This is a genomic window from Rhizobium sp. RAF56 (genome assembly GCF_052113965.1).
Classification (GTDB): domain Bacteria; phylum Pseudomonadota; class Alphaproteobacteria; order Rhizobiales; family Rhizobiaceae; genus Rhizobium.
The window spans coordinates 22636-36812 of sequence record NZ_JBFRDU010000028.1 but is presented as its reverse complement, the minus strand read 5'-3'; the positions used below and the strand labels follow the sequence as shown (position 1 = coordinate 36812).

Sequence of the window (14177 nt, the reverse complement as noted above, 5' to 3'; positions counted from 1 at the left end):
TGCGTCTTTCTGCGTTTATCGCGACTTGACCCGGGTATGGGAGCCGATGAAGGTCTTGAGGTCCTTGAGCTCTGGATCGAGGATTTCGAAACGCTCCTCCTTGGTCATTATTTCAGCAAGCCACGTTGGAAGCGCCGGGTCAATACCGCTCGCGGATTTTACCGCGGCGGGGAATTTTGCCGGGTGAGCGGTCGCAAGCGTCACCATCGGGGTGGCCGGCCGTTCGTTCTTTCCGGCGACAAAGACACCGATCGCGGTGTGCGGATCGAGCAGATAGCCGGTCTGCGCAAGCGTTTCGCGAATGGTCTGGGCGACCTGTTTTTCGCTGGCGCGGCCGGCGCGGAACTCCCGCTTGATCACCTTCAGCGTGTCGGCTTCGACGTCGAAGCCGTTGGATTGCTTTAGGTTCGCCATGGCGGCCTTAACCTTCGTGGCGTCGCGGCCGCCCGCCTCGAACAGCAGTCGCTCGAAGTTGGAGGAGATCTGGATGTCCATCGACGGCGAGGTCGTCGCTTTGACGGCGCGCATCTCGTAGCGGCCGGTTTTCAGCGTGCGCGCAAGTATATCGTTCTCGTTGGTCGCGATGACGAGGCGGTCGATCGGCAGACCCATGCGCTTGGCCGCATACCCGGCGAAGATGTCTCCGAAGTTGCCGGTCGGCACGGTGAAGGAGACCTTGCGGTCCGGGCTGCCGAGTGCCAGCGCCGTCGTGAAGTAGTAGACCACCTGCGCCATGATGCGGGCCCAGTTGATCGAGTTGACGCCGGAGAGCTTTATCCCGTCGCGGAACGCCGCGTCGTTGAACATCGCCTTTACGAGGTTCTGGCAGTCGTCGAAATTGCCCTTGATCGCCATCGCGTGCACGTTGGACGCGGTCGAGGTCGTCATCTGCCGCTGCTGTACGGGCGAGACCTTGCCGTGCGGGAAGAGGATGAAGATGTCGGTGCGCTCGCGGCCGGCAAAGGCGTCGATCGCAGCCCCGCCGGTGTCGCCCGACGTCGCGCCGACGATGGTGGCGCGTTCGCCGCGCGTCGTGAGCGCATAGTCCATCAGCCGCGCCAGAAGCTGCATGGCGACGTCCTTGAAGGCGAGCGTGGTGCCGTGGAACAGTTCCATCACGAAGCTGTTCGGTCCGGTCTGCACGAGCGGTGCGACCGCCGGATGGCGGAAGGTGCCATAGGCTTCGTCGATCATGGCGCGGAAGGTGTCGGCCGGAATTTCACCGTTGATGAAGGGCGAAAGAACCGTGAAGGCGACGTCCTGGTAGCTCTTGCCACGAAGGGCGCGGATTTCTTTCCTGGAAAATTGCGGCCATTCCCGCGGAACGTAGAGGCCTCCATCGCGTGCCAGACCTGCGAGAAGCGCGTCGCAGAAGCCAAGGGCGGGGGCGTCGCCCCGCGTTGAAATGTAGTCCACGGATTTTACCTCGGTTTGTATTTGGGTTTTTTAAAGCTTTTGCGCCTGCGCAAGATTAGGGGAAATTCACAACGCCGATGCGCCTCTTTGCGTCAATTCGGCGCGCTGTTCTTCGCAGCCGCACCACTTGCTCGACCGGGACAGGGGAGCGGGACGGTTTCCGCCAATTTATCAACGTTGAAAAGTGATACAAACGCGGCCTACCCAATCGATTTTTGATTGCGTCGCTGATATAGACCATCGCCAACTTTCATGAAAGGTCCGCGCGCACCAGCCGGGCCGATAAAGCGAACGTGAGTGCGAGGGGAAAATCATCGTGTTTGGCAGTGTTACACGTCGTCTGATCTCGGTATCGCTTTTGGCGGCATTGGCCGGTTGCTCCTCGCTCGGTCTGGGCGGTGACAAGCAATCGGGCGTCGTCGATCCACAGGTGTCGGCTGCATCGTCGCCGGCCGCTACGCCGGTTGCCGCTTCGGGCGGCTATGTGGCCGGCAAATGCCCGCAGGTGGTAATCCGCGACGACGGCGCGGTGTTGCGCACCTACGCGAAGGGCGCAAAGGACGATCCGCAGAAGCTGGTCTATCAGGCCTCGCTCGCGCAAGGGACCCGGCAGTGCCGGAGCGACGGCACCAATCTCGGCATCACCGTCGTGGCTCAGGGTCGCCTCGTTGCCGGCCCCATGGGTGGTCCGGGCAAGCTGACGCTGCCGATCCGGGTCACGGTGATGGATGGAAACAACACGCTCTACAGCGATGTGACCAATTTCGTCGCCGAAATCCCACCGGGCGAGACGACGACGCAATTCCTCTTCACCAACGACAAGGTTTCCGTACCAGGCGGTTCGGGTGGCTATACCAGCGTCTATGTCGGCTTCGACCAGGGCCCGGCAAAGGGCGGCAAGGCAACCAAGAAGAAATAACAGATCCGGGTGCCGAGACGACGAAACCCCACCATTCTGATATTTCCGATGGGCTTGCTCTGTCCAGCTGAGTATTGCGGCGGGGGATGCGTGCCGGTATGAGAATTGGCGCCGTCGTCAATCCGGTTTCCGGGCGCAAGGCCGGGCGGAGCCTCTGGCCGGAGATAGCCGCGGCACTTGGCGCCGAGGGCGCCGAACTCGATATCCGCGAGACCGGAGGGGACGGCGACGCGGCGCGGCTGGGACAGGCCCTCAGCGAGGACGGTTCCGATCTGGTGATCGCCGTTGGCGGCGACGGCACGATCGGCGAGGTAGCCTCAGGCATTCTCAGATCCGATCGGCCGGGTGTTGCCTTTTCCTTCGTGCCCGCCGGCACTGGTTCCGATTTTGCCCGGAATTTCGCGCTTCCGACCGACCCTCGCGCCTATGCCGCGCGGCTCCTGTCGGCAACTGCGACACCTGTCGATGCCGGGGTGATGACCTGCGAAGGGGAGGACGGGCGCGCGCTCAGCCGCCATTTCATCAATATTGCGAGCTTTGGCGTGTCAGGCCCGATCGTGCGCGCGGTCAACAACGGACGCCGCGGCCGCGGGCTGCCCGGCACGCCGGTGTTCTTCCTGCACTCCGTTTCGCAGCTCCTGCGCTATCGCCCGCGATGCGTGGGACTGAGACTTGATGGGATCGATCTCTTCCAGGGGCCGATCACCGCGGTCGCGGTGTCGAACGGACGATGGTTCGGTGCCGGCATGCATGTCGCACCGGCCGCAAGCCTGTCGGACGGCCTTTTCGATGTAGTCGTCATTCGCGGGGCGCCGACCGTTTCGATCCTGAAGGTGATGAACAGCATCTATACCGGCGCGCACATCGATCATCCGCTGGTCAGTGTCCACCGCGCCTCCCGCGTCGAGGTCTGGCCGACACGCGCCGACCGCTCCATGGCAGCCCTGATCGAGAGCGACGGCGAGGCGCCGGGCCGCGTGCCGGCACGGTTCGACGTTCTGCCGGGAGCAATCAATTTGAGGATATGAGGGTGAGCGAGTAGCGAATAGGGTTTGCGATGCTGGCCGCAGCTCGCTATCCGCTGCGGCCAGTGATCTGCGCCCCGGCCCTAGGGGGTGACCGTCAACGTCGCTTTCATGCCCGCCTCAAAGTGGCCTTTGAGGTTGCAGAAAATCAGGTAGGTCCCCGGCTTCAAGTCGACTTTCAGTTCGCCTCCCTTGCCTGGCTTCAGCTCTTCGACTTCCCCCAGGCTGTTGAGTTGCTTTTCGTCAAGCCGATGTTTCGACTTGATCAGCGGGAGCTTTTGATCGGGCGACTTCAGTCTCACGACGACCATTTCATGCTCTTCCGTTACGGCGGCGTTGTGAACCATGAAGGTGACCGGCCCTGCGGACACGCTTGCAGGATCCATCTTGAGCGACATGGCGCCTCCGGCTTCACCGCTTTCAATGACCTTGATCACAGTGGCGGCCCAGGCGGGGGAGGCAAGGAGACCCACGACCGTTGCCGCAACCCCGATTATTCCAATGCTTGAAAATCTAACCATAAATGAACCCCTCTCAACGACGGAAATCCCGTCACGGGTTCATTCTGTATATAAACTTGACTAAAAACTGAAGCTATTAAGTAACGCACCCACCCAACCGAAGTGTCGCCCGGATTGGGAGCCTTGTCGCCATCGTCGGCAGTCATCCGGCTGCCTACAAAACGCCGTCCCAGGCAGCCAGCGCTTCGACGACGCCAGGCAGATCGGCCATGCGCGAGATGACCGTTTCGGCCCCGGCGTCGGTCAGGCGGTCGGCATGGGAGGGATAGGTGTGCGACGCGCCGGTGAAGCCGATGACGCGCATGCCGGCGGTGCGGGCGGCGTGGACGCCGTGGACGGAATCCTCGACGACGACCACCTGCGAGGGATGCATGTCGAACTGCGCGGCGCCGTGCAGGAAGATGTCCGGCTTCGGCTTGGAGCGATCCGGTCCCAGATCCTTTGCCGAATAGATATGCGGGGCAAACAGCGACTTCAGGCCGACCTTTGTCAGCATCATATCGAGGCGCGGCGAGCTGGAGTTCGAGCAGATGCAGCGCGGCAGCGAAATGCGCGCCAGCGCCTGCGGTATGCCCGGTATCACCTTTACGTCGCGCTCGAGGCGAAGGTCGAGCAGCTTCTCGGACTTGTCGAGCAGGCTTGCGGAGAGCGGAATGCTGGCCTCGCGTTCGATCTCGAAGAGGATGTTCTGCCAGGTCATGCCGGCAAATCGCTCGCCCATCTCCTCGGCGCTGATCGGATAGCCAGCCTCCGTCAGCAGTCCGGATTCGACTTCCGCCGCGATGATTTCGGAATCGACCAGTACGCCGTCGCAGTCGAATATGATGAGGTCGAAGCCGCTGTTCATGATGCACGTATCCATTGGGAAGATGGACCGGCTTTACACGATGGCGGCCTCAAGCTCAACCGACGGACGGGCATGGCTGTGCTGCTTCGAGCGAAAGGCTTTCTGCGCTCGACAAGCCAACGGCGCCTCTTTAAGGATCGCGCATGGCCAGGGAAAAAGACGACACGATCGCAAGCCGCATCAGCCGGGTGCTTGCCGAGCGCATCATCCGCGGTGAGATTGCCCCCGACACCCGCCTTCGGCAGGATCACATTGCCGAGGAATTTGGCGCGAGCCACGTGCCTGTGCGCGAGGCTTTTCGCTTGCTGGAGGCGCAGGGGCTGGCGATGAGCCAGCCGCGCCGCGGCGTCAGGGTCGCCTCCTTCGATCTCGCGCAGGTCCGCGAAGTGGCGGAGATGCGTGCAGCGCTTGAAGGTCTGGCGCTGAAACATGCCGCGCAGCATCTCACGCCGGCGATCCTTGCCGACGCCGAGGAAGCGACGCGACAAGGCGATGCCGCCGCCGACGTCCATGCCTGGGAGGAGGCCAATCGTCGCTTTCATCGGTTGATCCTTGCTCCCTGCCGGATGACGCGGCTGCTCGCCGCGATCGACGACCTTCATGCGGTCAGCGCCCGCTTTCTCTTTTCCGCCTGGCAGTCGGGCTGGGAAAGACGCACCGACCACGATCATCGCGCCATTCTCGCCGCCCTTCGCCACGGGCGAGCCGAGGAGGCCGCCTCAATCCTGCAGAAGCACGTGCAATGGATCGGCAAGACGCCGGTGCGCACCCCGGCAGGCGCGACACGCGATGTGTTTGTGATCGTCGGATAGCGCTTTTCAGAATTATAGATAATCGATGCGCCCGATTGCCTCGGACGCGGTCAGTACCATGCATCCGGCATGTTGTTCTTGCGTTGTCCGATGAAATCCAACAGCGCCTCGTCGATTGCCTCGTCGAGCGGAGGGGCTGCATATTCGGCCAGCGTCTTTTTCCAAAGCCGGTTTGCACGGGTGGCAATATCGGTCGAGCCTTCTTCGGACCACTTTTCGAAAGGCTCGTTGTCGGATAGCGCCGAATCCCAAAAAGCCGTCTGATAGTTGCGCATCGTGTGATCGCAGCCGAGGAAATGGCTGCCGGGGCCTACTTCCTGAAAAGCGTCCATGGCGAGCGTATTGTCGTCGACGACCACGCCTGCCAGATAGGAATGCAATGCGCCGCAGAAATCGGTGTCCATGACAAACTTTTCATAGGACATGGCGAGCAGCCCGTCGACGAAGCCTGCCGAATGCAGGATGAAGTTGGCGCCGCAATGCACCGCCGATAGCATGGACATCACCCCTTCCTGCATGGCCTGCGCGTCCGGCAGCTTGGAATTGGAGAAGTTGCCGGCGCAGCGCAGCGGCAGTTTCAGCCGGCGGGCAAGCTGCCCGATGACCATGCTGCCGATCGCCGGCTCCGGCGTCCCGAAGGTCGGAGAGCCCGAGCGTAGCGACATCGACGAGAGGAAATTGCCGAAGATGACAGGCGCACCCTTGCGCTCGAGCTGCGTCAGCGCGCAGCCGGCGAGCGTCTCGGCATAGGATTGCGCGATGGCGCCGGCGTTGGTGACCGGTCCCATGGCGCCGCCGAGAATGAAGGGCACGATGACCGCCGCTTGGTTGGCCCGCGCATAGGCGCGCAGGGATTTCGTCATCGTCCCGTCCCAGACGAGCGGCGAATTGACGTTGACGTTGCCAAGGATGACGCAATTTTGGTCGACGAAATCCCGCCCGAAAACGATGCGCGCCATCTCGATCGAATCTTCGGCGCGCTCCTCGGCGGTGATCGAGCCCATGAATGGGCGGTCCGAATATTTGATATGGCTGTAGACCATGTCCAGATGGCGCTTGTTGACCGGCACGTCCACAGGTTCGCAGATCGTGCCGCCGGAATGGTGCAGCCAGGGGCTCGACTGGGCGAGCTTGATGAAATTGCGAAAATCGTCGAGCGTCCCGTAGCGGCGGCCCTTGTCCAGATCCATGACGAAGGGCGAGCCGTAGGCCGGGGAGAAGACGACGTTCCTGCCGCCGATCTCGACGTTGTTCAACGGATTGCGCGCATGCTGCGTGAACTGCGCCGGCGCCGAGGCAACGATCTCGTTCAGCATGCCTGGTTCGAAGGTGACGCGCAGGCCATTCACTTTCGCGCCGGCGCGTTTCCAGTGATCGATCGCCACGTCGTCGTCGCGAAACTCGATCCCGATCTCCGCAAGAATGCGATCCGCCGTGCGCTCGATCCTTTGCAGGTTCTCTTCACTGAGGATGTCGTAGGTCGGGATGTTGCGGGCGATGTAGGGGACACCATGCGGCTTTTCGGTTCCCGAGTGGCGCTGGGCCCTCAGCCCCCGTACGCGACGCTTCGGTTCGGTCTCTTCGGTAGCCGTCATCGTCGCCTCCCACTTTTAAGGTTCCACCGCAAACCATCCGTGCCGGAATGTCAAGGAAGGCCGCGCCCCGCCTCTAAGAAGGAGGCCTCTTGCTGTTCGGGCGAGGAAGGCTTGCGTCCGCGCAAAGCTTCATTATAAAAAATAGATGGGAATCGAAAATTATCTATAATTTTGAAAAGGAGAGTTTATGTCCCTGCCACTTCATCATGACGCCGCCGCTTTCGACCCGTTTCGCCTCGGCAGCCGCTCGCTGCCTGTCCAGGCAGCTTTCGTGCTTGCCGGCACGCTGATACTGGCGCTCGCCTCACGGATCTCCGTGCCGATGGTGCCCGTGCCGATCACCATGCAGACCTTTGCGGTGACGATGATCGGCGCGCTCTATGGCTGGCGTCTCGGCGCACTCACGGTCGTTGCCTGGCTCGGGGAAGCCATGGTCGGCCTTCCGGTCCTCGCCGGCGGGGCAGGCGGGCTTGCGCCTTTCGCCGGTCCGACGGCGGGCTATCTCGTTTCCTTCCCGATCATCGCCGCGCTCACCGGCTGGCTCGCCGAGCGCGGCTGGACCGGCGACCGTGTCATCCGCAGTTTTCTCGCGCATTTCTCCGCCAATATGCTTTGCCTTGCGATCGGCGGAGGGTGGCTCGCCATGCTGATTGGCGCCGAGAAGGGCTGGTTGTTCGGCGTCGCACCGTTCATTCTGGGCGGATTCCTGAAGTCGGCGCTCGCCGCCGCCGTCCTCAAGGGCATCCGCATCTATGGCGGCAAGGCCCGGCTGACCTAATGATCAGGCTTCGCGGCCATCATCTGCTGTGCATGCTGACGTTTGTCGGGGAGGGCTACAATCCAGCCTTCACCGACAACTATCGGCAGATCGCCAAGCGTCTCTCGGCGGGCGAGGGCATCCTCGTCGTCGCCGGCCCTGATGATATTTGCGCGCCGCTGCTTGAAGGCGAAAGCCCGCATTGCCTCGGCGCCGGCGCCGAGGCACGCGACATCGCGGCGTCCGGCGCCATAGGCCGAATACTCGGCCATGAGATCGCGCCGGGCGTAACGGTGAGCCCGGATGCCGGGTTGCTCGCGACGCTGCGTCAAAAATTTGCTTCCGGCGAAGTCCGGGAGGCCTGTCGCGGCTGCGAATGGGAGAACCTCTGCAGCCGCATTGCCGACGGCGGATATGACGGAATTCTCGTCGATCCGGCTCAGGTCAAAGCGGAAAAAGCGTCAGAAACTGACGCTCGCCCTCGCTCGTGAACAGGATTGAGCGTCCCGTGCCGGGGCGCCGCGCCCAGCCCTTGTCCAGGAAATTTGACAGAAGCGCCTTGCCGAGACTGCCGGCGAGATGCGCCCGTCGTTCGCTCCAGTCGAGGCAGGAGCGGCAAAGCGGCCGGCGCAGGCCCTTCAGCGCAGTCACGTCGATGCCCATCGACGTCAGCCGGGTTTCGCCGGTCTCGGTCAGGTTCAATCCCTCGCCGATGGCCGCGATCGAGCCCGACGCGATCAGGCTGTCGAGCATGCGCACGCCATAGTCGCCGGCGAGATGGTCGTAGCAGATACGAGCCTTGCGCAGCGCCGGTTCCTTCGGGCCAGGCCTGTGCCGCAGATGGCCGCGGCTTGCGGCAAAGCCCATGATGCTTTCCAGCAGTTTGCCCACCGCCTCGTCGGCGAGAGCGAAGTAGCGGTGGCGGCCCTGCTTGTGTTGCGCGAGTAGCCCGCCCGCCTCCATTCGCGACAGATGCGTGCTCGCGGTCTGGGGCGTGATGCCCCCGGCTTCGGCAAGCTCGGTCGCGGTCAGCGCGCGACCGCCCATCAGCGCGGCCAGCATGTTGGCGCGGGCGGGATCGCCAATCAGCGCGCCGATCTGCGCTATGTCCGGTCCTTCCTTCATACTTCGATCGTAGCCGAAGCATCGTTGCAGGGCAATGTGCGAAAAGAGGGCTGTCCCGCAAGCAAAGGAGAGTTCACATGATCACCTGCTTCATCCGCTACGAGATCGATCCGTTCAGGAAAGATGCTTTCGCCGAATATGCGCGCGCCTGGGGTGAGGCGATCCCGCGCTGCGGCGCCGATCTGATCGGCTATTTCGGCCCGCACGAGGGATCGGCGACGACTGCCTACGGAGTTTACAATATCGAGAGCCTGGCGGCCTACGAAGAATACCGCGAAAGGCTGCTGGCCGATCCGCTCGGCAAGCGGAACTACGAGTTCGCTCGGCGCGAACGGTTTATACTCAGCGAGAACCGCATCTTTCTCAAATGCGTGTCCGAACCCCATGCCGCAAAGGTGACGCCATGATCGCGGTAATTTTCGAAGTCATTCCGGCCGAAGGCGAGCGGGAGCGCTACCTCGGTCTTGCCGCTGACCTGCGGCCCGAGCTGGAGACCATCGACGGCTTTGTCTCGATCGAGCGCTTTGAAAGCCTGACATCTCCGGGAAAGCTCCTGTCGCTCTCCTTCTGGCGTGACGAGGAGGCGGTCAGGCTCTGGCGCAACCTTCCTTCGCATCGCGCAGCGCAACGGGCAGGCCGCGACCACGTCTTCGCCGGCTATCGCCTGCGGATAGCGTCTGTGCTGCGCGACTATGGCATGGACGATCGGGTAGAAGCGCCGGCGGACAGCCGGGCATATCATCCGGCGCCAACTTGAAGTCAAAGTCGAGGCTTGGCCGGGATCGCCCCCAGCGGCGGCTGCCGATCCACAAGCAACGCTAGGCGATTGCCGTCGCCGACCCCACCTGCTTGCGCAGGATGAATTTCTGGATCTTGCCCGTGGACGTCTTCGGAATGATGCCGAAAACGACGGTTTTCGGCACCTTGAAGCCCGGCAGATGCGCGCGGCAGAAGGCGATGATGTCGGCGTCCGTCGCCGATGCCTGGTCGCGCAGCTCGATGAAGGCACAGGGCACTTCTCCCCACTTGGGGTCCGGCTTCGCGACGACCGCCGCCAAGAGCACGGCGGGATGCGTGTAGAGTACGTCCTCCACCTCGATCGAAGAGACGTTCTCGCCGCCGGAAATGATGATGTCCTTCGACCGGTCCTTAATGATCACGTAGCCATGTTCGTCGAGAACGCCGAGGTCGCCGGTATGGAACCAGCCACCGGCAAAGGCCTCGCGCGTGGCCGCCTCGTTCTTGAGGTAACCCTTCATGACGATGTTGCCGCGGAACATGACTTCGCCGACCGTCTCTCCGTCGCGCGGCACGGGTTGCATGGTCTCCGGGTCGAGGACGGTGACTGCCTCCTGCAGCAGATAGGAAACGCCCTGGCGACGTTTGAGCTGCGCGCGCTCGTGACAGGGCAGGTCGTTCCAGCCCGGCTGTTCCGCGCACAGTGCCGCGGGACCGTAAACTTCGGTCAGGCCATAGACGTGGGTGAGGCGGATGCCGATGCGCTCGGCGGCCTCCAGCACGGCGACCGGCGGTGCCGCGCCGGCGACCAGCCCGACGACCGGGTGGACGGCGTCGCCCTGCGGTGCCTCGGGCGCGTTGATCAGCGCATTGTATACGATCGGCGCGCCGCACATATGGGTGACGCCCTGGGATTCGATCAGTTCGAACACCTTGGCCGGGACGACCTTGCGCAGGCAGACGTTGATGCCGGCCATCGCCGCGATGGCCCAGGGAAAGCACCAGCCGTTGCAATGAAACATCGGCAACGTCCAAAGATAGACGGGATGCAGGCCGAGGCCGCCGGCGAAGATATTGCTGATGGCGTTGAGATAGGCGCCGCGATGATGCGTTACCACGCCCTTTGGATTGCCTGTGGTCCCCGAGGTATAGCTGAGCGCGATGGCATCCCATTCGTCGGCGGGCAAGCGCCAGGAAAAATCGGGATCGCCCGCGGCGAGCGCATCCTCATATTCGATCTCGCCGATCGCCGTTTGCGGGCCGAAGGCCTGGTCCGCGACGTCGATGACGAAAGGCCTCGGCCCCTTGATCAGCGTCAGCGCCTCGGCGATCACGGGTGCGAATTCGGGATCGACCAGCAGCACCCTGGCGCCGCCGTGATCCAGCATGAAGGCGAGTGCGGCCGCATCCAGCCTGATGTTGAGATTGTTGAGCACCGCGCCGGTCATGGGCACCGCGAAGTGGCATTCGAACATGGCCGGGATGTTCGGCAGCATCGTCGCGACGGTATCGCCGCGTTCTATCCCCTGTTGCTCGAGGAATGACGCCAGCCGCAGGCAGCGCTCATAGGTCTGCGCCCATGTAAACGTCCGCTCCTCGTAGACGATGCTGACAAGCGTCGGATAGACGCTGGCACTGCGCGCGAGAAAACTTAAAGGTGACAGGGAGACGTAGTTTGCCGCCGTCTTGTCCAGTCCGATTTCGTATGCTGCCTGGCTCATGCTCTCCTCCCTCAATGCGCGCACCGTCCATCTCCTCGGCCACAACGACATTTTCGCCAGCCTAACAGCGCCAGGGGGCGCTGTCGCCGGGAGAGTTCGTGAAGCGCCCAAGCCTTTCGTCTGAAGGCGGTTGGCTGCCTTGGCGCGTCCGCGCGAGCGGAAAACGCCGCGACGAAATCGAAAGCTGGAATTCATTCGGCGCGTGTCCGCCCTGCGAATAATTCCCGAAATCGCTGCGCGCTTCAGGCTTTAGTAACCAAGTTAGGTAACCATACCGGTCAGTTAACGTAATGCGTACGTGTTCAGAGCGAGTATCAAATGGCGTCAGTTTTCCCGCTTGCCGAGCTTAAGGCATCCCAAAAGCCGGCCTCCTGGATCGACACGATCATCAAGGGCGATTGCGTTGCAGCGCTGGAGGCGCTTCCCAATCAGTCCGTCGACGTCATTTTCGCCGATCCGCCCTACAATCTTCAGCTCGGCGGCGCTCTGCACCGCCCGGACCAGTCGTTGGTCGATGCCGTCGATGACGAATGGGACCAGTTCGCCTCGTTCGAGGCCTATGACTCCTTTACCCGCGCATGGCTGCTTGCCTGCCGGCGCGTTTTGAAGCCGACCGGAACGATCTGGGTCATCGGCTCCTATCACAACATCTTCCGCGTCGGCGCCACGCTCCAGGACCTCAACTTCTGGATCCTCAACGATATCGTCTGGCGCAAGACCAATCCGATGCCCAATTTCAAGGGGCGCCGGTTCCAGAACGCACACGAGACGATGATCTGGGCAAGCCCGAACGCCAAGGCCAAGGGCTATACCTTCAATTACGATGCGCTGAAGGCCTCCAACGACGACGTCCAGATGCGCTCCGACTGGCTGTTCCCGATCTGCAGCGGCGGCGAGCGCCTGAAGGGCGAGGATGGCAAGAAGGCGCATCCGACGCAGAAGCCCGAGGCGCTGCTTGCCCGCGTCATCATGGCGTCCACCAAGCCCGGCGACGTCGTGCTCGATCCCTTCTTCGGCTCAGGCACGACAGGGGCCGTCGCCAAGCGTCTCGGCCGTCATTTCGTCGGCATCGAGCGCGAACAGGAATATATCGACGCGGCCACCGCCCGAATCGCCGCGGTCGAACCGCTCGGTAAGGCGGAACTGACTGTCATGACCGGCAAGAAGGCGGAGGTTCGGGTCGCGTTCAACGCGCTGATCGAGAGCGGCCTCGTCAAGCCCGGCCAGGTCCTGACCGACCATAAGCGCCGCCACAGCGCGATCGTTCGAGCCGACGGCACGGTCGCTTCCGGCGGCGATGCCGGCTCCATTCATCGCCTTGGAGCGAAAGTCCAGGGCCTTGATGCATGCAACGGATGGACCTTCTGGCATTTCGACGACGGGCAGACCCTGCGCCCGATCGACGATCTCAGGGCCATCATCCGCAGCGATCTGGCAAAGGCTGAATAGAACGGCCTTGCCGGACATGGGTCTGCCTTCTTCCGATTTGTACCTCCAGTTCAGGAAGAAGGTAACGGCGCCCGGGACGATGTTCCGGGCGCCATTCATGACTCGAGCAGTTCCAGGAAAAGTGTGAAACGGTTTTCCGTCCGGAACAAAAAGAGAGAGCGGATCTGCGATTCAAAGAAAAGCAGATCTGCTGTAGGACAAAACCTTAATGTATCTCGCCGTCATCGTGCTTCTCATGTTCATCCTGCCGATCGGATCGGTGGTGGTGGAGGCGGGGCGCTCGGCTGCCGCGCCCGAACTCATCTTCCTCATCGGCAAGTGGTTCGTCTTCTGGGCGGTCGGCATACGGCTGCTGCTGGCGGGCATCCGGCAGATTGCCAAGCCGGCTTTTACTGCCGAGGCGATCTTCAAGATCACCGATCGCAAGGCGCTGCCGCTCGTCCAGGAAATCGGTTTCGGCAACCTCGCCATCGCGACGATCGCCATCGTTTCCATCTTCAGCCATGATTGGATTGCGCCGGCGGCGACCGCCGGGCAGATCTTCTATGGGCTTGCCGGACTGAAGCACGCCGTCACACCGGATCGAGGCCGAATGCAGACTGTCGCGATGATCTCCGACCTCTGGATCTTCGTCGTGCTTGCCGTCTATCTGACCGCAACCTCCGTGTGAAATCAGGCGCCGGGTCCTCAGCCTCGGCGTCGGGCGGCTATCTCATGAAAAACATGAGGAGAAGAATGATCGGGATTGGAACGCCGATAAGCCAAAGCAATAAACCACGGCCCATAACACACCTCCTGTCAGCCACGCCGACATTGGATTGATCACCACAGCCGCGAATGCGACCGCTGCTTCAAAACCTGCGGTGCGCGGATTTGTTCCCGATCTTAGAACGGCTGATAGTCCGTGACGTCGACGCTCACCACCTGGCCATCGCCGTCGAACGTGATCGTTTCTTCCCCCTCGCGGACGAGGGGATTGCCGGTGCCGCTGTGCGTCGCCCGGACCGACCAGACGGCGCGCGCCGAGAGCGGCGTCAGCGCTTCGATGCTTTTGGTGATCGACGTCTGGTCGGGGTAGGCGGCGAAGTAACCGCGAATGGCCGCCATCACTTCGTCGCGCCCGGAAAGGCTGCCGACACCGTTCGAGCTATAGGTGACGTCATCGGCATAGAATGCCTCGATCGCCGCAAAATCGATGGCATCGATGGCGGCGAAGTAGAGACGGCAGCGCTCGACCGGATCGAAACCCATG

At 62.4% G+C, this 14177-nt stretch carries 16 protein-coding genes; 9 read left to right on the top strand and 7 right to left on the bottom strand.

The window, feature by feature from the left end:
* Positions 1-15: 15 nt before the first annotated feature.
* On the bottom strand, positions 16-1416 hold the full coding sequence (gene thrC, locus AB4048_RS21215) for a threonine synthase (protein WP_442203966.1): 1401 nt from the start codon (positions 1414-1416) through the stop codon (positions 16-18).
* A 313-nt stretch (positions 1417-1729) separates the two neighbouring features.
* Between thrC and AB4048_RS21210 the strand changes: the two genes are divergently transcribed.
* Entirely contained in the window at positions 1730-2335 is a 606-nt protein-coding gene (locus AB4048_RS21210) for a hypothetical protein (RefSeq protein ID WP_442203990.1), read from the top strand.
* A gap of 98 nt (positions 2336-2433) precedes the next feature.
* Complete coding sequence (locus AB4048_RS21205) at positions 2434-3363, top strand: diacylglycerol/lipid kinase family protein (protein ID WP_442203965.1); 930 nt, start codon at positions 2434-2436, stop codon at positions 3361-3363.
* A gap of 80 nt (positions 3364-3443) precedes the next feature.
* Here AB4048_RS21205 and AB4048_RS21200 read toward each other — a convergent pair whose 3' ends face one another.
* Both AB4048_RS21200 and AB4048_RS21195 read right to left on the bottom strand, forming a co-directional pair.
* Positions 3444-3881 carry a plastocyanin/azurin family copper-binding protein gene (locus AB4048_RS21200; protein ID WP_442203964.1) on the bottom strand — a complete coding sequence of 146 codons (438 nt, stop codon included), beginning with the start codon at positions 3879-3881 and terminating at the stop codon, positions 3444-3446.
* 154 nt (positions 3882-4035) lie between these two features.
* Positions 4036-4728 (bottom strand): HAD family hydrolase, encoded by a 693-nt coding sequence (locus AB4048_RS21195; protein WP_442203963.1) that lies wholly within the window; start codon positions 4726-4728, stop codon positions 4036-4038.
* Positions 4729-4871: 143 nt separating this feature from the next.
* Between AB4048_RS21195 and AB4048_RS21190 the strand changes: the two genes are divergently transcribed.
* Positions 4872-5540 (top strand): GntR family transcriptional regulator, encoded by a 669-nt coding sequence (locus AB4048_RS21190; RefSeq protein ID WP_442203962.1) that lies wholly within the window; start codon positions 4872-4874, stop codon positions 5538-5540.
* 50 nt (positions 5541-5590) lie between these two features.
* On the opposite strand, the gene AB4048_RS21185 is transcribed toward AB4048_RS21190, so the two are convergent.
* Entirely contained in the window at positions 5591-7135 is a 1545-nt protein-coding gene (locus AB4048_RS21185; RefSeq protein ID WP_442203961.1) for a trimethylamine methyltransferase family protein, read from the bottom strand.
* 187 nt (positions 7136-7322) lie between these two features.
* Here AB4048_RS21185 and AB4048_RS21180 point away from each other — a divergent pair, with 187 nt between their 5' ends.
* On the top strand, positions 7323-7913 hold the full coding sequence (locus tag AB4048_RS21180) for a biotin transporter BioY (RefSeq protein ID WP_442203960.1): 591 nt from the start codon (positions 7323-7325) through the stop codon (positions 7911-7913).
* Positions 7913-8383, top strand: a complete 471-nt coding sequence (locus AB4048_RS21175; RefSeq protein WP_442203959.1) for a DUF1284 domain-containing protein — start codon at positions 7913-7915, stop codon at positions 8381-8383. The genes AB4048_RS21180 and AB4048_RS21175 overlap by 1 nt, the downstream gene beginning before the upstream one ends.
* On the opposite strand, the gene AB4048_RS21170 is transcribed toward AB4048_RS21175, so the two are convergent.
* Entirely contained in the window at positions 8337-9017 is a 681-nt protein-coding gene (locus AB4048_RS21170; RefSeq protein WP_442203958.1) for an ArsR/SmtB family transcription factor, read from the bottom strand. The two genes, AB4048_RS21175 and AB4048_RS21170, sit on opposite strands and share 47 nt — an antisense overlap.
* Positions 9018-9094: 77 nt before the next feature.
* Between AB4048_RS21170 and AB4048_RS21165 the strand changes: the two genes are divergently transcribed.
* Both AB4048_RS21165 and AB4048_RS21160 read left to right on the top strand, forming a co-directional pair.
* A complete protein-coding gene (locus AB4048_RS21165) occupies positions 9095-9424 on the top strand; it encodes an NIPSNAP family protein (RefSeq protein ID WP_442203957.1) in 330 nt (109 codons plus the stop codon).
* Complete coding sequence (locus AB4048_RS21160; protein WP_442203956.1) at positions 9421-9774, top strand: antibiotic biosynthesis monooxygenase family protein; 354 nt, start codon at positions 9421-9423, stop codon at positions 9772-9774. Before AB4048_RS21165 ends, AB4048_RS21160 begins: the two co-directional genes overlap by 4 nt.
* A gap of 61 nt (positions 9775-9835) precedes the next feature.
* Here the strand turns inward: AB4048_RS21160 and AB4048_RS21155 are convergent, their stop codons facing one another.
* Positions 9836-11476 carry an acyl-CoA synthetase gene (locus AB4048_RS21155; protein WP_442203955.1) on the bottom strand — a complete coding sequence of 547 codons (1641 nt, stop codon included), beginning with the start codon at positions 11474-11476 and terminating at the stop codon, positions 9836-9838.
* A 318-nt stretch (positions 11477-11794) separates the two neighbouring features.
* On the opposite strand from AB4048_RS21155, the gene AB4048_RS21150 reads away from it, so the two are divergent.
* Both AB4048_RS21150 and AB4048_RS21145 read left to right on the top strand, forming a co-directional pair.
* A complete protein-coding gene (locus AB4048_RS21150) occupies positions 11795-12925 on the top strand; it encodes a site-specific DNA-methyltransferase (protein WP_442203954.1) in 1131 nt (376 codons plus the stop codon).
* Positions 12926-13133: 208 nt separating this feature from the next.
* A complete protein-coding gene (locus AB4048_RS21145; RefSeq protein ID WP_442203953.1) occupies positions 13134-13595 on the top strand; it encodes a DUF6790 family protein in 462 nt (153 codons plus the stop codon).
* Between the two features lie 215 nt (positions 13596-13810).
* Here AB4048_RS21145 and AB4048_RS21140 read toward each other — a convergent pair whose 3' ends face one another.
* Positions 13811-14176, bottom strand: coding sequence for a nuclear transport factor 2 family protein (locus tag AB4048_RS21140; RefSeq protein WP_442203952.1), 366 nt, complete (start codon positions 14174-14176; stop codon positions 13811-13813).
* Position 14177: the final 1 nt, after the last annotated feature.

Bases quoted from the DNA above. Each gene is read 5' to 3' on its own strand.
- AB4048_RS21205 (WP_442203965.1), top strand. From the start codon at position 2,434: ATGAGAATTGGCGCCGTCGTCAATCCGGTTTCCGGGCGCAAGGCCGGG.
- AB4048_RS21200 (WP_442203964.1), bottom strand. From the start codon at position 3,881: ATGGTTAGATTTTCAAGCATTGGAATAATCGGGGTTGCGGCAACGGTC.
- AB4048_RS21195 (WP_442203963.1), bottom strand. From the start codon at position 4,728: ATGAACAGCGGCTTCGACCTCATCATATTCGACTGCGACGGCGTACTG.
- AB4048_RS21190 (WP_442203962.1), top strand. From the start codon at position 4,872: ATGGCCAGGGAAAAAGACGACACGATCGCAAGCCGCATCAGCCGGGTG.
- AB4048_RS21185 (WP_442203961.1), bottom strand. From the start codon at position 7,135: ATGACGGCTACCGAAGAGACCGAACCGAAGCGTCGCGTACGGGGGCTG.
- AB4048_RS21180 (WP_442203960.1), top strand. From the start codon at position 7,323: ATGTCCCTGCCACTTCATCATGACGCCGCCGCTTTCGACCCGTTTCGC.
- AB4048_RS21175 (WP_442203959.1), top strand. From the start codon at position 7,913: ATGATCAGGCTTCGCGGCCATCATCTGCTGTGCATGCTGACGTTTGTC.
- AB4048_RS21170 (WP_442203958.1), bottom strand. From the start codon at position 9,017: ATGAAGGAAGGACCGGACATAGCGCAGATCGGCGCGCTGATTGGCGAT.
- AB4048_RS21165 (WP_442203957.1), top strand. From the start codon at position 9,095: ATGATCACCTGCTTCATCCGCTACGAGATCGATCCGTTCAGGAAAGAT.
- AB4048_RS21160 (WP_442203956.1), top strand. From the start codon at position 9,421: ATGATCGCGGTAATTTTCGAAGTCATTCCGGCCGAAGGCGAGCGGGAG.
- AB4048_RS21155 (WP_442203955.1), bottom strand. From the start codon at position 11,476: ATGAGCCAGGCAGCATACGAAATCGGACTGGACAAGACGGCGGCAAAC.
- AB4048_RS21150 (WP_442203954.1), top strand. From the start codon at position 11,795: ATGGCGTCAGTTTTCCCGCTTGCCGAGCTTAAGGCATCCCAAAAGCCG.
- AB4048_RS21145 (WP_442203953.1), top strand. From the start codon at position 13,134: ATGTATCTCGCCGTCATCGTGCTTCTCATGTTCATCCTGCCGATCGGA.
- AB4048_RS21140 (WP_442203952.1), bottom strand. From the start codon at position 14,176: ATGGGTTTCGATCCGGTCGAGCGCTGCCGTCTCTACTTCGCCGCCATC.